At 67.2% G+C, this 15,579-nt stretch carries 17 protein-coding genes and 1 tRNA gene; 8 read left to right on the forward strand and 10 right to left on the reverse strand.

The window, feature by feature from the left end:
- Positions 1-23: 23 nt before the first annotated feature.
- Both CAL24_RS09505 and CAL24_RS09510 read right to left on the reverse strand, forming a co-directional pair.
- Complete coding sequence (locus tag CAL24_RS09505; protein WP_094806557.1) at positions 24-833, reverse strand: citryl-CoA lyase; 810 nt, start codon at positions 831-833, stop codon at positions 24-26.
- Positions 834-875: 42 nt separating this feature from the next.
- Positions 876-2,018 carry a CaiB/BaiF CoA transferase family protein gene (locus CAL24_RS09510; RefSeq protein ID WP_094806558.1) on the reverse strand — a complete coding sequence of 381 codons (1,143 nt, stop codon included), beginning with the start codon at positions 2,016-2,018 and terminating at the stop codon, positions 876-878.
- 117 nt (positions 2,019-2,135) lie between these two features.
- On the opposite strand from CAL24_RS09510, the gene CAL24_RS09515 reads away from it, so the two are divergent.
- The 3 genes from CAL24_RS09515 to CAL24_RS24000 all read left to right on the forward strand — a co-directional run bounded on the left by CAL24_RS09515 (position 2,136) and on the right by CAL24_RS24000 (position 4,163).
- Positions 2,136-3,041 carry a LysR substrate-binding domain-containing protein gene (locus tag CAL24_RS09515; protein ID WP_028355589.1) on the forward strand — a complete coding sequence of 302 codons (906 nt, stop codon included), beginning with the start codon at positions 2,136-2,138 and terminating at the stop codon, positions 3,039-3,041.
- A 417-nt stretch (positions 3,042-3,458) separates the two neighbouring features.
- Positions 3,459-3,620: a hypothetical protein gene (locus CAL24_RS24150; protein ID WP_170947057.1), complete on the forward strand. Its 162-nt coding sequence runs from the start codon at positions 3,459-3,461 to the stop codon at positions 3,618-3,620.
- Between the two features lie 270 nt (positions 3,621-3,890).
- Positions 3,891-4,163, forward strand: coding sequence for a glycine zipper domain-containing protein (locus tag CAL24_RS24000; RefSeq protein WP_141218069.1), 273 nt, complete (start codon positions 3,891-3,893; stop codon positions 4,161-4,163).
- Between the two features lie 76 nt (positions 4,164-4,239).
- Here the strand turns inward: CAL24_RS24000 and CAL24_RS09520 are convergent, their stop codons facing one another.
- Together CAL24_RS09520 and CAL24_RS09525 are read right to left on the reverse strand one after the other, a co-directional pair.
- Positions 4,240-4,740 carry a hypothetical protein gene (locus CAL24_RS09520; RefSeq protein WP_094806559.1) on the reverse strand — a complete coding sequence of 167 codons (501 nt, stop codon included), beginning with the start codon at positions 4,738-4,740 and terminating at the stop codon, positions 4,240-4,242.
- A gap of 143 nt (positions 4,741-4,883) precedes the next feature.
- Entirely contained in the window at positions 4,884-5,183 is a 300-nt protein-coding gene (locus tag CAL24_RS09525; protein ID WP_094806560.1) for a hypothetical protein, read from the reverse strand.
- A gap of 516 nt (positions 5,184-5,699) precedes the next feature.
- On the opposite strand from CAL24_RS09525, the gene xth reads away from it, so the two are divergent.
- Positions 5,700-6,482, forward strand: a complete 783-nt coding sequence (xth, locus tag CAL24_RS09530; RefSeq protein WP_028355590.1) for an exodeoxyribonuclease III — start codon at positions 5,700-5,702, stop codon at positions 6,480-6,482.
- 26 nt (positions 6,483-6,508) lie between these two features.
- Positions 6,509-7,012, forward strand: a complete 504-nt coding sequence (locus CAL24_RS09535) for a MarR family winged helix-turn-helix transcriptional regulator (protein WP_028355591.1) — start codon at positions 6,509-6,511, stop codon at positions 7,010-7,012.
- 15 nt (positions 7,013-7,027) lie between these two features.
- Here the strand turns inward: CAL24_RS09535 and CAL24_RS09540 are convergent, their stop codons facing one another.
- Both CAL24_RS09540 and CAL24_RS09545 read right to left on the reverse strand, forming a co-directional pair.
- Positions 7,028-8,629: a gamma-glutamyltransferase family protein gene (locus CAL24_RS09540; protein ID WP_094806561.1), complete on the reverse strand. Its 1,602-nt coding sequence runs from the start codon at positions 8,627-8,629 to the stop codon at positions 7,028-7,030.
- Positions 8,630-8,663: 34 nt separating this feature from the next.
- Positions 8,664-9,659, reverse strand: coding sequence for a Bug family tripartite tricarboxylate transporter substrate binding protein (locus CAL24_RS09545; RefSeq protein ID WP_081760475.1), 996 nt, complete (start codon positions 9,657-9,659; stop codon positions 8,664-8,666).
- Between the two features lie 196 nt (positions 9,660-9,855).
- Between CAL24_RS09545 and CAL24_RS09550 the strand changes: the two genes are divergently transcribed.
- Positions 9,856-9,931 (forward strand) — tRNA-Ala (locus CAL24_RS09550).
- A gap of 113 nt (positions 9,932-10,044) precedes the next feature.
- Here the strand turns inward: CAL24_RS09550 and CAL24_RS09555 are convergent.
- Genes CAL24_RS09555 through CAL24_RS09570 form a run of 4 tightly spaced genes read right to left on the reverse strand, consistent with a single transcriptional unit; the run spans position 10,045 to position 13,719 of the window.
- Positions 10,045-10,800 carry an iron ABC transporter ATP-binding protein gene (locus CAL24_RS09555; protein WP_028355594.1) on the reverse strand — a complete coding sequence of 252 codons (756 nt, stop codon included), beginning with the start codon at positions 10,798-10,800 and terminating at the stop codon, positions 10,045-10,047.
- Positions 10,797-11,756, reverse strand: a complete 960-nt coding sequence (locus tag CAL24_RS09560) for an iron chelate uptake ABC transporter family permease subunit (RefSeq protein WP_170947064.1) — start codon at positions 11,754-11,756, stop codon at positions 10,797-10,799. Before CAL24_RS09560 ends, CAL24_RS09555 begins: the two co-directional genes overlap by 4 nt.
- Position 11,757: 1 nt before the next feature.
- Positions 11,758-12,762 carry an ABC transporter permease gene (locus CAL24_RS09565; protein WP_094806562.1) on the reverse strand — a complete coding sequence of 335 codons (1,005 nt, stop codon included), beginning with the start codon at positions 12,760-12,762 and terminating at the stop codon, positions 11,758-11,760.
- Between the two features lie 21 nt (positions 12,763-12,783).
- Entirely contained in the window at positions 12,784-13,719 is a 936-nt protein-coding gene (locus CAL24_RS09570) for a siderophore ABC transporter substrate-binding protein (RefSeq protein ID WP_094806563.1), read from the reverse strand.
- Between the two features lie 199 nt (positions 13,720-13,918).
- Between CAL24_RS09570 and CAL24_RS09575 the strand changes: the two genes are divergently transcribed.
- Positions 13,919-14,527: a flavodoxin family protein gene (locus CAL24_RS09575; protein WP_094806564.1), complete on the forward strand. Its 609-nt coding sequence runs from the start codon at positions 13,919-13,921 to the stop codon at positions 14,525-14,527.
- 566 nt (positions 14,528-15,093) lie between these two features.
- Positions 15,094-15,576, forward strand: coding sequence for an RrF2 family transcriptional regulator (locus CAL24_RS09580; protein WP_094806565.1), 483 nt, complete (start codon positions 15,094-15,096; stop codon positions 15,574-15,576).
- The last annotated feature ends 3 nt before the right edge of the window (positions 15,577-15,579 follow it).

Genomic DNA, 15,579 nt, shown 5'->3' on the forward strand with positions numbered 1-15,579 from the left:
CGGCGCGCCGCGATTTGCAACGCCTACGGGCGCTGCGCGGCAAACCCCGGGGGCAGCGCGCCCTCGTATTGCACCGCGCGGCCGGCCTGGTACGACAGGGCGAACCCGATCGGCGCCTCCTGCTCTTCGGTCAGGTGCGCAATGAGGCCGGCGGCGCGCGCCAGTATCGGCACGCCCTTGAGCGCGGCCAGGGGAAAGCCGATGCCCAGCAGCACGGCGGGGATCGCCGCCGAAACATTCAACCGCAGGTCCTTGCCCACGACCTGCGGAATCACCGCCTCGACCGCCTCGGCGATGGCCACGTACTGCAGGCCGGCCGCGCTTGCGCGCGCCACCTCGAACAGGCGCGCCACGCGCGGGTCGCGCTCCTTGTGCAGCGGGTGCCCGTAGCCTGGAATGGCGCGCCGGTCGGCCCGGTACTCGGCCACGACGGCGCGCGCCGCAGCGCCAATGTCGCCGCCGGGCCCGGCGCGCGTCTCGATCTCGTGGAACAGCCGCCCGGCCGTCTCGGACGCGCCCAGGATCACCGATCCGCACCCGAGGATGCCGGCGGCCACCGCGCCCTGCAGCGCATCCGGCGCGGCGGCCAGCGTCATGCGGCTGGCCTGCACGCTGGGCACCAGGCCATGCTCGGCGATCGCCACCAGGGTGGCGTTCAGCACCGCGCTGGCGGCCGCATCCGGGCGGCGGCCCGTCACCAGCAAATAGAAATAGTCGCCAAACCCCATCTTGCCGATCAGGTCCTGGCACAGGTCCGCGCCGCGCACCACGATGGTGTGTTCGTCAGAAGTGCAGATCGAGGTGCGGGGCACCGTTTGTTTGCCGATTTTCATGAACTGCTCGCGGTCGTGAAATGGTGAAATGGACGGCCGGCGTCAAGCCCGGGCATTGCGCAGGGCCGCGCGAATCTCGTCGTTGTGTTCGCCCAGCACGGGCGGCGGCCGCACGTGCGTGGGACGCTGGCCGTCGAACGTCACCGGCGAGCGCACCGTCTTCCAGGGGCCGCGCTGCGGGTGCACGCCCTCGATCTCGATCTGCAGGTGACGGGCCTGGGGATCTTCCAGCGCTTCGCGCGTGTCGTACATGGGCGCGTGCGGCACGTCGCGCTCCTGCAGGCGGCGGCACCAGGTATCGCGCGGCTGGGTGGCGAAGACCTCGCCCAGCAGCTCGATCAGTTGCTCCTGGTGCGCGATGCGGCCTTCCCGCGTGGCAAAGCGCGCGTCGTCGAAGAGGCCGGGGCGCTCGATGGCGGCCGCCAGGCCGCGCCAGAACTTCTCGGGCGACGACATGTGCAGCGCGATCCACTTGCCGTCGGCGCAGCGCAAGGTGTACGACTGCGACACGCGGGGCCGGCTGTACGGGCCCATGATCTCGCCTTCCGACAGGTAGTGGGTGAAGGCATCCAGGTTGAAGTGGCACATGGCTTCCAGCATGGACACCTCGACCCGCTTGCCCCGGCCGCTGCGGGCCCGTTCCACCAGCGCGCCGAGGATGCCGTAGGCCGCGTAGAAGCCGGTAAGGGCGTCGGCGATCGCCGGCCCCACGACGCGCGGATTGGCGGGGTTGACCAGCAGGTTCAGGAAACCGCTGGCCGCCTGGGCCACCGTGTCATAGGCGGGCCGACCGGCGGCCGGGCCGGTCTGCCCGAACCCGCTGATGGCACAGTACACCAGGCCGGGATTCAGGTCGCGCAGGCGCGCCTCGCCGGCGCCGAGGCGTTCGGCGGTGCCGGGCCGGAAATTCTGGATATAGACGTCGGCGCTCTGGATCAGCGAATCGAATACCTGCGCGTCCGCCGGGTCCCGCGCATCGAGTTCGATGCTGCGCTTGTTGCGGTTGTAGGTCTGGTAGTGCGGGCTGTACAGCCCGCCCTTGAAGGCCCGGAACGGATCGCCGGTGCGGGGCTGTTCGACCTTGATCACGTCCGCGCCCAGGTCGGCCAGCAGCATGCCGGCGGCGGGCCCGGTAATGAAAGTGCCTTGCTCGATGACCCGGATGCCGTCCAGTACATTCCCCATGGGAGCTCCTTGCTGCGGTTTCGGTACCGGCGTAAGACTAGCCATGGCGCAGGAAACATGGAAATGATTAATTTATGGATTTACCATTGATGCTATCGATCATTAGGTGGACACACCATGGAACTGCGGCACCTGCGCTACTTCATCGCCCTGGCCGGCTCGTTGAATTTCACGCGCGCCGCCGAACGGGTGCACGTGACCCAGTCGACGCTGTCGCACCAGATCCGCCAACTGGAAGACGAGATCGGCCAGCGCCTGTTCGACCGCGTCGGCAAGCGCGTCGTCATCACTGCCGCGGGCGAGACTTTCCTGGCTTATGCGGCGCGCGCGCTGCGCGAGGTCGACCAGGGCCTGAGCGAGCTCAAGCAGAACGCCGCCGCGATGACAGGCGAACTGCGCGTGGGCACCACTCACACCTTCAACCAGCGCTTCATTCCCGACTGCGTAGCGCGCTTCCTGCAGCGCCACGTCACGGTGAAAGTGATCATCGAAGAACTGGCGGCGGACCAGATTGCCGCGCGGCTGGAGGCGGGCCAGCTCGACCTGGGGGTGGCCTACCGGCCCGAATCGGCCAGCGGCCTGCAGTTCGAGCCCCTGTTCAACGAGGAACTGGTGCTGGTGGTCTCGGCTTCCCATCCGCTGGCGGCGCGCAAGCGCATCCGCATGATTGAGCTGCATCGCGAGCCCCTGGTGCTGCTACCGGCCAGCTTCTCCACCCGGCGGCTGCTGGACGAATGTTTCGCCGCCGCGGGCGCCGAACCCAACGTCGTGGCCGAGGCCAATACCATCGCCGCCATGCTGGGCATGGTGGCGCGCCTGCCCGTCGGCGCCATCGCGGCCCCCAGCGCCCTGGCCCCCGACCCCGCGCTGCGCCTGATACCCATGGAAAGCCCCACCCCCATGCGCACCCCGGGCCTGCTGCTGAACCGCGAGCAGCCCCAGACTCCGCCCGGCCGAGCCTTCGCCGCGCTGCTGCGCAAGCGGGCCATGCGCGCCCGGCAAGGCGCCGCCCGCGGCGCCTAGCCGGCCTCCAGCGGACCTGAACCTGGCTCGACTCATGCCTCGGGCTGGATAAGCCCTACCGTATTGCCATCATCTCCCTGCCTTGCGTCAACCAGTGTATTGCGGCAAAGGCACTCCTTACAGCGGAAATAGAATCCGTCCTCGTCCCGTTCGGCATTGATGGCCCCGGCCTTCGTTTCCGCGCCGCAATGTCTGCACATCCACATCGCATTCTCCAACACCCTGAAGGCAGGAATAAGCGGCCATTGCCCGGCGTCACCCTGCTGTGCACCCGATCGTGCCGGCCGCCAAGGAACCCTTGTGCAGTGTATAACCCATCAAATGATTAATTGTTTCAATTGACCGCTAGGGAATCAGGCGCCGAGGGCGCACCGTGAAGAGGTGGCATCCAGCCACAACAACCCAAGAGGTACCATCATGACATTCCCTACCCGCTTCGCTGCTTCCGTCACTCCGGATGAAGCCGACAAGAAGCAAGCGCCCAGCCAGTCGCAAGAGCAACAGACGCAACAGCAAAAAGACGATGCCGCGCGCAAGCAGGCCCAAAGCGATCCGAACAAGCAACGCACCCCTCAGTAACCCGAGGCCGAGTTAGCTGACCCAAGCCAACGTCGGTCTTGACTCCGGTCGCAGACCACAAACGACTCAGTACGCTTGAAGTCGAGCCGAGCGGCAACATGCCCGGCAAACACTGTGCGCTGGCTCATCGCTCGGACGCGGGAGCCGGCTGCAGAATGTTCTTCCCGGCCGCTCGACACGCCAAAGACATGGTGCCTGCAGACCAACTGTAATCGCCGACTCCACGCATGCCGCGGCCACGAGCATTTCCGCTCTTTCGAGGAGCACTCAATGAATAACGACACGGATTCCAAGTCGCAAACAGGGGTCAAGGCACCGCTCCCCGTTTCGGCAGACGAATCGAATAACTCCCGCCACGAAAACAGCGAATCGCCGGGTGACGACAGCAATCGTTGGTTTGATTCGGTATGCTCGGCGACTAGACATAGTCTGGGAAATGCCGCGGATGCATCTACCGACTTCGCGCGCGACAGTCCATGGAAAACGATGGGCATCTGTGTCGCAGCGGGCGTGGCGCTTGGTGTTCTGATCAGCCTGCGATAACCGTTTCCGAACCTCGGCCAGCCGCCGCCACTCTCATCCGTCGAGCACCACAATAACGAGAATCGACAGGGTCGCGTCAATGAGGAAGTTGCCCGGCCTTGGCCTGCTCCGCCGCTTCGACAAATTTTTCGAGCGATGCTTCAATGCGCGGCAGAATGCCGGCCTGGTCGGTGGCGCCTATCGCCTCGGTCGGGATTAGCGTCAATGGCCGTTGGCCGCGTTCACGGCAGACATAGGACACTTGCACCTGCCGATCCTCGCCAATAGTGATGCGAAAGCCGAATTGTGTCGTCACCTGAGATGGCAACATGTCGGCCACGTATGCGAAGCTCAATTCTGCACCGACGGATGAACTGTGGTCGTCGCGTATGCGGTGGACTTCCGCCATGTAGCCGCCAGCCTTTGCCTCCGCCTTCTCGACTTCGAGATATTGGATGATCGTTTCGAGCAGAGCTCCGGCCTCCGCTTCCAGCGCCCTCAATGCCGCTTCGCGTCCGGCTTTGACGTCCTGCTCCGTTGCCTGGGCGGCAAGAAGCCGGCGATGCCGTTCTTCAATCCGCCGCTTGAACACACTCATACCGCCCTCCTGTATTGCACTGCTTGTATCACCCGCTGCCGAATACCGCAGGCGTCTACACGGGAAATGCCATGAAAAACGGGTGGACGGCCTACAGGGCGAGAAAAAGCCCCCGAAGCGGGCTGTCGAACTTCACGAACCGTTCAACCCAGCTGCTGTACCAGTCGTGCTTCAACGGCCCGTTTCAGCCTGCCCAAGGTCTCAGCCGAATCGGGATCTTCCACGTCGATCAGCACGTCGGTCCAACTGTCGACGGGCCCCGCGCCAATTTGTTGGAAAAAGGGAGACTGGGGATCCACGGCCCAAACCCGGACGCTGTTCCCATCATCGACTCGGTCTTTGATCGCCCCGACGTACTTCACTCTCCGGAAGTCTCCAGTCGGGATCTGGTACTCCGTAATTATTCGCTGCATGATCAGCCTCATCAGGAGTAAGTTGTTCATGATACGCCTGTGGTCGAGCGAAAGACCATCCGCCTGCCGGTTCAGACACCCGGCTTTCGCTGCTCCTGCAATCGAGCCTCGGGAAGAAAGGCCGGCCCCATCAGCAAATCAGTGCAACAGATGGCTTATCAGTTCCCGTGCCGCCCGCCGAGCGGCTTCCTCAGTCTCGAATGGCTTTGTGGCTTGCTGTACAGGAACCCTTTCGCCAGTCGCCCGCGTCAGCCAAACCTTTACCCATGCGACGAATTGCCCCGCGCGGGTTCGCCGGACTTCGATTGTCTGGTTGTTCATCTTGACTGCCCCCAAGAACCTGAGCAAGCAGCAAGTCACGTGCCGGGGCCGCGGGCGCGCTCCTCAAGTGCAACAAGAAGGCGGCTTGATGGCGCGGTATCATCCCTATCCTGCCGGCGCGCCATCAAAATCAACCGCGCGGAATATGTAGCCAGATGGTAGCCAGCCGGCGAGAATCTGAGCAAACCGGCCGGAAACCCGAGAAATAAAGGCCCCGCCCACGACATGAAACTCGCCACCTGGAACATCAATTCCCTGAAAGTCCGCCTGCCGCAAGTCCTGGACTGGCTGGCCGCCAACCCCGTGGACGCCCTGTGCCTGCAGGAGCTGAAGCTGGCCGACGACAAGTTCCCGCTGGACGAGTTCACGCGCATGGGCTACCACGCGGTGTGGGCCGGGCAGAAGACCTACAACGGCGTGGCCATCCTGTCGCGCGAGCCGGGTTCGGCCATGGTGCGCAACATTCCCGGCATGGATGATCCGCAGCAGCGGCTGCTGGCCGTGACCCTGCCCGCGCCGGGCGGCGACGTGCGGGTCATCTGCGCCTATTGCCCCAACGGCCAGTCGCTCGATTCCGACAAATACGTATACAAGCTGGACTGGTTCCGGCAACTGCGCGACTGGCTGGCCGAAGAGCTCAAGGCCTACCCCCGGCTGGCCCTGCTGGGCGACTACAACGTGGCGCCGGCCGACGAGGATGTGCACAACCCGGCCAAGTGGGTCGGCCAGGTGCTAGTGTCCGAGCCGGAGCGCGCCGCCTTCCGCGCCTTGCTCGACCTGGGCCTGACCGATTCGTTCCGCCAGTTCGACCAGCCGGAGAAATCCTTCAGCTGGTGGGACTACCGCCAGTTCGCCTTCCGCCGCAACGCCGGGCTGCGCATCGACCATATCCTGCTGTCCGAGCCGCTCGCCCAGCGCTGCGTGGCCTGCGTCATCGACAAGGCGCCCCGCTCCAACGAGCAGCCGTCCGACCATACCCCGGTGGTCGCCACTCTGGAACTGGGCTGAGGCCGTTCCAGGCCGCCGGAACCGCCATGGCACGATCGCAGACGAAGAAGCCCGTGGCCAGCATCGCCCCCACCGAACTGCTCGCATACCGTGTGCTGACCCTCAGCCAGTTGCTGAATCGCGGTATCGAAGTCATCCTGGATACGAACCTGGGGCTGTCGGTGCGACAGTGGCGCGTCTTGCTGTGCATCGCTCACGGCGGGGCGCAGTACGTGCAGGACATCGCCGATTTCTGCCGCTACGACAAGAGCCAGGTCAGCCGGGCCGTGGCCGAGCTGCTGGAAAAGAAGCTGGTCTACACCGCCCCCAGCCCCACCGACGGCCGCCGCATCCTGGTGGACATGACGGCGGCCGGCCGGCAAAAGTACGAGCAGGGCATGCCGCTGAGCCTGGCGCGCCAGCAGCGCCTGGCCAGCTGCCTGAGCGCCGGCGAGCTGGAGACTTTCGAAAAAGCCATGCAGACCCTCATCAAGCAGGCCGAAACGCTGCTGGAAGAGGCCTACGCGGAGAAGTCCGGCAAGGCGCGCTGACCTGGCACGCGGCGGCTACCAGCCGCCGGCGTGGCCGTCCTTGCGGTGGTCCGACGCCCCCAGGTAGCCATCGGCCAGCCGGGCAATCGCCTGCGCGCCGCCGAATTCATCCGAAAAGCGCGGCGCGACCGTCACCTGGTGGCCCTTGCTGCGCAATCCGGCGATCGCGGCTTCCGGGAAATTCCATTCCACCAGCACGGTGACGTTGTCCTCGAGAATGCGCCAGCGCGGCGCGTCCACCGCCGCCTGGGGATTCTGCCCATGAGCGATGCGCGTCGTGACCTGCACGTGGCCCTGGGCCTGCAGCGACCCGCCCATGACGCCGAAGCTCATCAACGGCTGGCCGCCGCGCATCAGGAAGCCGGGAATGATCGTGTGGAAAGGCCGCTTGCCGGGGCCGACCTGGTTCGGGTGGCCGGGAATCAAATTGAAGCCCCAGCCGCGATTGTGCAGGGCGATGCCGGTGTCCGGAACGACCAGCCCGGAGCCGAAACCCTTGAAATTCGACTGGATGAACGAGACCATCATGCCGCTGGCGTCGGCGGTGGTCAGATAGGTGGTGCCGCCCTTGAGCGGCAGGCCGGGACCGGGATACCGGGCCGCCCCGGCACCGATATCGCGCGCGCGCGCCGCCAGGTAGGCCTGATCCAGCAACTGCGGCGCAGTGACTTCCCGCATGTGGCGGCTATCGGCCACATAGCGCTGCAGGTCGGCCAGCGCCAGCCTCATGGCTTCGATCTGCGCATGGAAATAATCGACCGAATCCAGCGGCAGCCGATGGGCGTCGATCGCCTCGAGCATGCCCAGCGCCATCAAGGCGCCGATGCCCTGCCCGTTGGGCCCGATTTCGTGCAGCGAGATGTCCTGGTACGGCATCGAGATCGGCTCGACCCAGTCCACCTGGTGCGCGGCCAGGTCGGCTTGCGTCAACGCCCCGCCCGTGGCTTGCGCATACGCCGCGATGCGCCCGGCCAGCGCGCCGTGGTAGAACGATTCGCCGTGGGTGCGGGCCAGCTCTTCCAGCGTGGCGGCCTGTCCCGGGCAGATGAAGCGCTGCCCCGGCGCGGGCGCCCTTCCGCCGGGCGCGAAGGCCTCGACAAAGCCCGGCGTGGCCTTGATGTCTTCGATCTGGGTCTGCCATTGCCGGCTCGCGATCGGGGTGACCAGGTAGCCGTCGCGCGCGTAGCGGATGGCGGCTTCGAACAGGTCGCCGAACGGCAGCTTGCCGAACTTCCTGGACAAGGCCACCCAGCCCGAGACGGCGCCCGGTACGGTGACCGAGTCCCAGCCGCGGGCGGGCATGGCGCTGTACTTGGCAAAGTATTCCGGCGTCCAGGCCTGCGGCGCCCGGCCGGAGGCGTTCAGGCCGTGCAGGCGCGCGCCGTCCCAGACCATGGCGAAGACATCGCCGCCGATGCCGTTCATGCAGGGCGCCACCACGGTCAGCGTGATGCCGGCGGCGATGGCGGCATCGACGGCGTTGCCGCCGGCGGCCAGCGCGGCCAGCGCCGCTTGCGTGGCCAGGGGCTGCTCGGTGCAGGCCATGTTTTCGGCCAACGCCGGCATGCGTTGCGACGTGTAGGGAAAGGCCCAGTCAGAGCCGTCGAAAGCGGGCATGGCGGATTCCAGTCAGAGCGCCCGGGGCGCGGCTTCAGTGGGAGGAGGCGGCCAGCTTGCGGGCCAGGCCGGGCCACAGCGCGAATTCCTGCGCGATGACATCGCGGAACGCCGCGGGCGCGGTGAACTTCGCCACGATGCCGGTGTTTTCCAGGGTGGCGATCACTTCCGCGCTAGCGAGGGCTGCGCGCACCGCTTCGGTCAGCGCCTGGGTGTGCCCGGGCGGCGTGCCGGCCGGCACCAGCAGCACGAACGCGTTGTCGGCCTTCAGGTCATAGCCCAGTTCGGCCATGGTGGGCACGTCGGGCAATTGGGGCACGCGCCGGCTCGCCGCCGTCGCCAGCGCGACCAGCTTGCCGGACCGCACGTGCGGCAGCACCGATGACACGCTGTCGAACATCAGGCTGGTCTCGCCCCCGATGAGCCCCGGCAGGGCCTCGGCGCTGCCCTTGTAGGGCACGTGCGTGGCCGACACGCCGGCCGCGTCCAGGAACACCGCCGATTCGATATGCGACAGCGAACCGGCGCCCTGCGAAGCGTAGTTGTAGTGGCCTGGCCGGCTTTTCAACAGGGCGAGCAAGCCCTCGATGTCCTTGACGCCCAGCGAAGCCGGCACCACCAGCACATGGGGCGCGTCGGCGATGCCCGCGACGATGTCGAAGCTGCGGTCGATGTCCGGCAGGTCCTTGTAGGTGACGGTGGCGATGGCGGTGCCGGCCACCGGCACCAGCCCGACGGTATAGCCGTCGGGCGCCGCGCCGGCCAGGCTGCGATAGCCGATGGTGGCCGCGGCGCCCGGCTTGTTCTCGACCACGACCTGCTGCTTCAGGGTGTCGGCCATGTGGCGGGCAATGGCGCGCGCCGAAGTATCGCCGGCGCCGCCCGGCGGCGCGGGCACCACCAGGTGGATGGGCTTGGCCGGGAACCCGGCCTGCGCATGCGCGGGCACGAGGCCGGCGGACAGGCCCAGCCCCAGCAGGCATTGGAACAAACTGCGCACGATTGCGGCGCCGCCTGACTGCTTGATCATCGGTTCGCTCCTGGCGTCGGGACGGCGGGCGCGGAGTCGCGCCGATTCTCTCGTATGCCCCTCTGGCGCGCATCATATCGGCCATGTAGTTGCTACGTCAACAATATTTCACGGACATGACCGCACCGGCGCACAGCCGGCAGGCGGCTTTCACACGCGAGAAAAAATAAGGTATAGTTGCGGTCTTGCTTGATTTGGGGCGGTAGCTCAGCTGGGAGAGCGTCGCGTTCGCAATGCGAAGGTCGGGAGTTCGATCCTCCTCCGCTCCACCAAAAACAGGCAACACAAGAAGCCCGCCAAGTCGTTGACGCAGCGGGTTTTTTGTTGGCCGGCGGAAACGCGGGCCCCGGCCCCAGGGCCATGTGTCCCAGCGCGGGCGCCGCCGCTAGCGGTAATACACGCAGATGCGCTGCCCGTCGATCTCGTGCACGGTGATCGGCAGCGCGTAAAGATCCGTCAGCGCCTCGGTGGTAAGAATGGCGGGCGGCCCTTGCAGCGCCACCCTGCCCTGGCGCATGGCAATGATGCGGTCGGCATAGGCCAGCGCGAAATTGATGTCGTGCAGCACCACCACCACGGTCTTGCCCAGTTCGTCGGCGGCGCGGCGCAGGATGCGCATCATGGCCACGGCGTGCTTCATGTCCAGGCTGTTCAGCGGTTCGTCCAGCAGCACATAGCGCGTGTCCTGGCACAGCACCATGGCGACGAAGGCGCGCTGGCGCTGGCCACCGGACATCTCGTCGAGGTAGCGGTCGGCCAGCGGCTCCAGCTCCAGGTAGGCGATGGCGCGCTCGATGTGGGCCCGGTCCTGCACGGTCAAGCGCCCGCCGCTGTGCGGGAACCTGCCGAAGGCGACCAGGTCGCGCACCGTCAGGCGCAGCGGCAGGTGGTTGTCCTGGCGCAGGATGGCCAGCCGCCGCGCCAGTTCCTTGCTGTCGGCATGGGCCACGTCCAGGCCGTCGACCAGCACGTGCCCGGCGGACATCGGCAACAGCCGGCTGATCATCGACAACAGGGTCGACTTGCCGGCGCCGTTGGGCCCGATGATCGCGGTGACGCCGCCCTCGGGCAGCGCCAGGCTGACGCCGTCGACCACGGCGGTGTCGCCGTAGCGCTTGCTGACGGATTGCACTTCGATCATGGGCGCCCTCCCTTGCGCAGGATCAGGATGAGAAACAGCAGGCCGCCGACGAACTCGATGATGACGCTCACGGTCGTGTTCAGGCCCAGCACGCGCTCCAGCAGTGTCTGGCCGCCCACCACGAAGATGACGCTCCACAGGACCGCCGCGGGCACCGTCTGGGCGTGGCGGTCGCTGGCCATGGTGCGGTAGGCCAGGTTGGCGACCAGCAGCCCCAGGAATGTCACCGGCCCGACCAGCGCGGTCGAGACGGCCACCAGCACGGCGATGCCGGCCAGCGTGCCCAGCAAGGTGCGCCGGTAGTCGACGCCCAGGTTGACGGCCATGTCGCGCCCCAGCGCCACCACGTCGTAGCGGCGCCGCATGCGCCAGAACGCCAGCGACACCGCCAGGGCGGCCGCCGCCGCGTAGGGCAGCAGGCCGGTGCGCACGCTGTTGAAACTGGCGAACATGCGATCCTGCAGCACCAGGAACTCGTTGGGGTCGATGAGCCGCACGGCGAAGCTCGACAGGCTGCGGAACAGCAGGCCGAACACGATGCCCACCAGCATCATCAAGTGCAGGCTGCGCGCCGCGCCGGTGAACAGCCAGCGGAACAGCAGGCAGGCAAAGGCGGTCATGGCGCCGACCTCCAGCAGGAACTGCCAGAGCGGTTCCTGCGTGTTCATGGCCGACAGCCCGAAGCCGAACACGATGCATGCCTGGATCAGCAGGTACAGCGCATCGAAGCCCATGATGGCCGGGGTGAGGATGCGGTTGTGGGTGATGGTCTGGAACAGTACCGACGAGACCGCCACGCAATAGGACACCAGCGCCATGGCCAGCAGCTTGCCGCCGCGGAACGGGATGACGAAATCCCACTGGCCGCGCGCGCCGATGGTCAGGTAGGCGGCGCAGCAGGCGGCCGCCAGCGCCGCCAGCAGGCCCAGGCGGACGCGTCCCGGCACGGCGCTCATGTCAGCCAAGGCGCCCCCTCCGGCTGAGCAGCAGCCACAGGAACAGGACGCTGCCGACCACGCCCACCACGGTGCCGATCGGCACTTCGTAGGGATAGAGCACCAGGCGGCCGAGGATGTCGCAGGCCAGCACGAAGATGCCGCCCAGCACCGCCACCCAGGGGATGGCGCGACGCATGTTGTCGCCCATGACCAGGCTGACCGCGTTGGGCACGATCAGCCCCAGGAAGGGGATGCTGCCGGCCGTGACCACGACCACGGCGGCAATGGCCGAGACGATGAGCAGCCCGGCGAAAGTCAGGCGCGCATAGTTCAGGCCCAGGTTGGAGGCGAACTCGCGTCCCATGCCCGCCACCGTGTAGCGGTCGGCGGCCAGGTAGGCGACGCAGGTCAGCGCCAGGCCGATCCACAGCAATTCGTAGCGCCCGCGCAGCACGCCGGAGAAGTCGCCCATGGTCCAGGCGTGCAGCGATTGCAGCAGGTCGTAGTGGAATGCCACGTAGGTGGTGGCGGCCTGGATGACGCCGCCCAGGATCAGGCCGACCAGCGGCACGATGAACGGGGTGCGCAGGGGCACGCGCCGCAGCAGCGCCAGGAAGAGCAGGCTGCCGGCCAGCGCGAAGCCGGTGGCGGCCAGCATCTTGGCGATGACCGGCGCGCCCGGCGCCAGCAGCGTCACGACCAGGATGCCGAACGTCGCCGATTCGATGGTGCCGGCGGTGGAGGGCTCGACATAGCGGTTGCGCACCAGCATCTGCATCAGCAGGCCCGCCACGGCCAGCGCCAGGCCGGCCAGCAGCAGCGCCAGGGTGCGGGGCACGCGGCTGACCATGAGCAGTTGCCAGCTGCGCGCCGCGTCGGGCCCGCCCAGCAAGGCGGCATAGGAGAATTCCCCGGCCCCCAGCCCTATGCTGACCAGACACAGCGCCACCAGCACCAGCAAGGCGGCGGCCAGGCCCCAATAGGCCCGGCCGCCGCCCGGCGTCGCGGCACGACGGTATGGCATGAACGCCCCGCGATCCGGCGCTTACTTGGCGCGGTCCAGCGCGGCGGCGACTTCGTCGACGCTCTGCTGCAGCGCGGTCAGCCCGGCGGCGCCGAGGGTGTACCAGTTGAAGGCGTCCAGGTAGACCACTTGCCCCTGCTTCCAGGCCTTGGTCTGGCGCACCAGTTCGTTGTCCAGCAGCTTGCGCGCCGAGGTGCCCTCGCGGCCGATGGCGGCGTCGCGGTCGATCACGAACAGCCAGTCGGGGTTGGTCTGGGCAATGAATTCGAAGGACACTGCCTGGCCATGGTTGGATTGGGCCAGGTCGGTGACGGAGGGCTTGACGCCGAAGGCGTCGTGGATGACGCCGAAGCGCGAGCCGGGACCGTAGGCGCTCATCTTGCCGCCGGTGGTCAGGATGATGAGACCGTTGCCGGCCTGGCCCGCCCGCTCGCGCAAGGCGGCGATGGACGACTCCAGGGCGGCGATCTTCTGCCGCGCGATGTCCTGCTTCTGGTAGATGGCGGCCAGCGTTTCGGTGTTGCGCGCCACGCTGCCGACGAGATCCTTGGGGTCGACGGTCAGGTCGACCGTGGTCGCCAGGCGGGCCAGCTCGCCATACTTGGGCGCGGAACGGCCGGCGACGAAAATCAGTTGCGGCGCGAGGCGGTGGATGGCCTCGTAGTCGGGCTCGAACATCGAGCCCACTTTGGCATAGCGCTTGTCGGCGTACTGGGCCAGCTGGGGCGGCCACTTGGTGGCCTGGGGCACGCCGGCCACGTCGACGCCCAGGGTGTGCAGCGTGTCCAGGACGGCCAGGTCCATCACGACGGTCTTGGCGGGTTGCTGGGGCACGGATTTTTCGCCGTGGCTGTCCTTGATGGTGATCGTGCCCTGTGCGCCGGCCAGCGCGGGCAGCAGCCCCGCCAGCAGCGCCGCGCCGGCCAACCAGCGGCGCACTCCTGCTTGTTTGTACATATCGAATCCCTGCTTGCGCGCGGGCCACGCCGCGCCACTTACTACAAATAAGAATTATTCCTATCTTAACATTGCCCTTGCCCTCGTCGCAGGCGGGCATGGCCCCTAACCGTTTCAGCGCGTTTCATCGGAAGGCATGTCCCTTGCTGCGCCCCGGCCATTGCGGCGGCATGACGCCGCGCCTTCGCCAGGAGTTTCCATGCCACTTACCGCCCTCGGCATCAATTGCACCTTGAAGCCCTCGCCGGCCGCCTCGTCGTGCGAGAAACTGCTCGGCCAGGTGGCCGAGGAACTCCGCCGCCTGGGCGTCACGTGCGACCTGGTGCGGGCGGTGGACCACGCCATCGCCCCGGGCGTGACTTCGGACGAAGGCCCCGGCGACGAATGGCCGGCGCTGCGGCGGCGCGTGCTGGCCGCCGATATCCTGATCCTCGGCACGCCGATCTGGCTGGGCCATCCCTCCAGCGTCTGCCAGCGCGTGCTGGAACGCATGGACGCTTTCCTGGGCGAACTCGATGACGGCGGCCGCATGGCCCCCTACGGACGGGTGGCGGGCGTCGCGGTAGTGGGCAACGAGGACGGCGCCCATCATGTCAGCGCGGAGTTGTTCCAGGCGCTCAACGACGTCGGCTTCACGCTGCCGGCGAGCGCGGTGACCTATTGGGTCGGCGAGGCCATGCACAAGACCGACTTCCAGGACTTGCCCGCCACGCCCAAGAAAACCGCCCAGGCCACGCGCGAACTGGCGTTGAACTGCGTGCACCTGGCGAGGTTGCTGCAGGCGTCGCCATATCCGCCGCGGGAGTGATGGGAGGGAAGTGCTCGGGGCGTTGGGGGGGTAATTGAGTTCTTGAGGCGCCCGGGCGTGCCGGTGGGGCCTGGGCGGCCACGTCGCTCGGCTCGGGCGCGCCACCAGGCGCCCTCGGCCCCCTGCGGGGGCTGCCCTCGCTCCAACTGGCCGCCCAGGCCCCACCGGCACGCCCGGGCTCGCAGGATCTCGGGTAGGTCGCCTTCGGATACCTTGTGCTGAGCTGACAGGTGTCAGACACCCCTGGCGCACGGTCGTGCTTGAAGAAACGATGTGCATGGGGTGTCTGACACCTATGTGGCATGCACGTGAGGTTGCCGCAGGTGTCAGACCCCCCTGCCGAGATGGCGCGGGTAGGCGGGACTGTTGCAAGGGGTGTCTGACACCTACCTACAACTGTCGCATTGGGGTGTCTGACACCTACCGCCGTTCCCCAATGATTCCAGCCCAGCCCCGCCCAGGACGCCCCAGGAACCCCTGCGCCTGCCCCCATGAACACAAGCCTCCACCTCTTGACGCCCGCTTTAATCTAGATATTATTTATCCTGATTAAGAGGACCAAACCAATGAAGATGAGCGAAGGCGTCGAATGGGCGCTGCACTGTTGCCTCACGCTGGCGTGGCTGGGACGCGATGACGCCGCGGTGCCGACGTCCCGCCTGGCCGCGGCGTTCGAGTTGCCGCCGGCCTACTTGAACAAATGCCTGCAGTTGCTGGTGAAAGCCGGCATCCTCGCCTCCAGCGCCGGCGTCAAGGGCGGCTTCCGCCTGGCGCGCGCGCCGCAGCAGATCACGCTGCTCGAAGTCGTCACGGCCATCGAAGGCCCCGAACCAGCCTTCCGCTGCACCGAGATCCGCCAGCGCGGCGCCGGCGCCACCGCCGCACCCGGCGAATTCGCGCGGCCGTGCGGCATCGCGGCGGCCATGCATCGCGCCGAGGCCGCCTGGCGGCGCGAACTGGCGGCGCAGACCGTGGCCGACCTGCTGCGCGCCGCGCCTCCCACCGCATCCGAACGCCTGCGCTGCTGGCAACTGGCCCAGGCGCGCTGACCT

The sequence above is a fragment of the Bordetella genomosp. 2 genome (assembly GCF_002261345.1).
In the GTDB taxonomy this organism is placed as follows: domain Bacteria; phylum Pseudomonadota; class Gammaproteobacteria; order Burkholderiales; family Burkholderiaceae_B; genus Bordetella_A.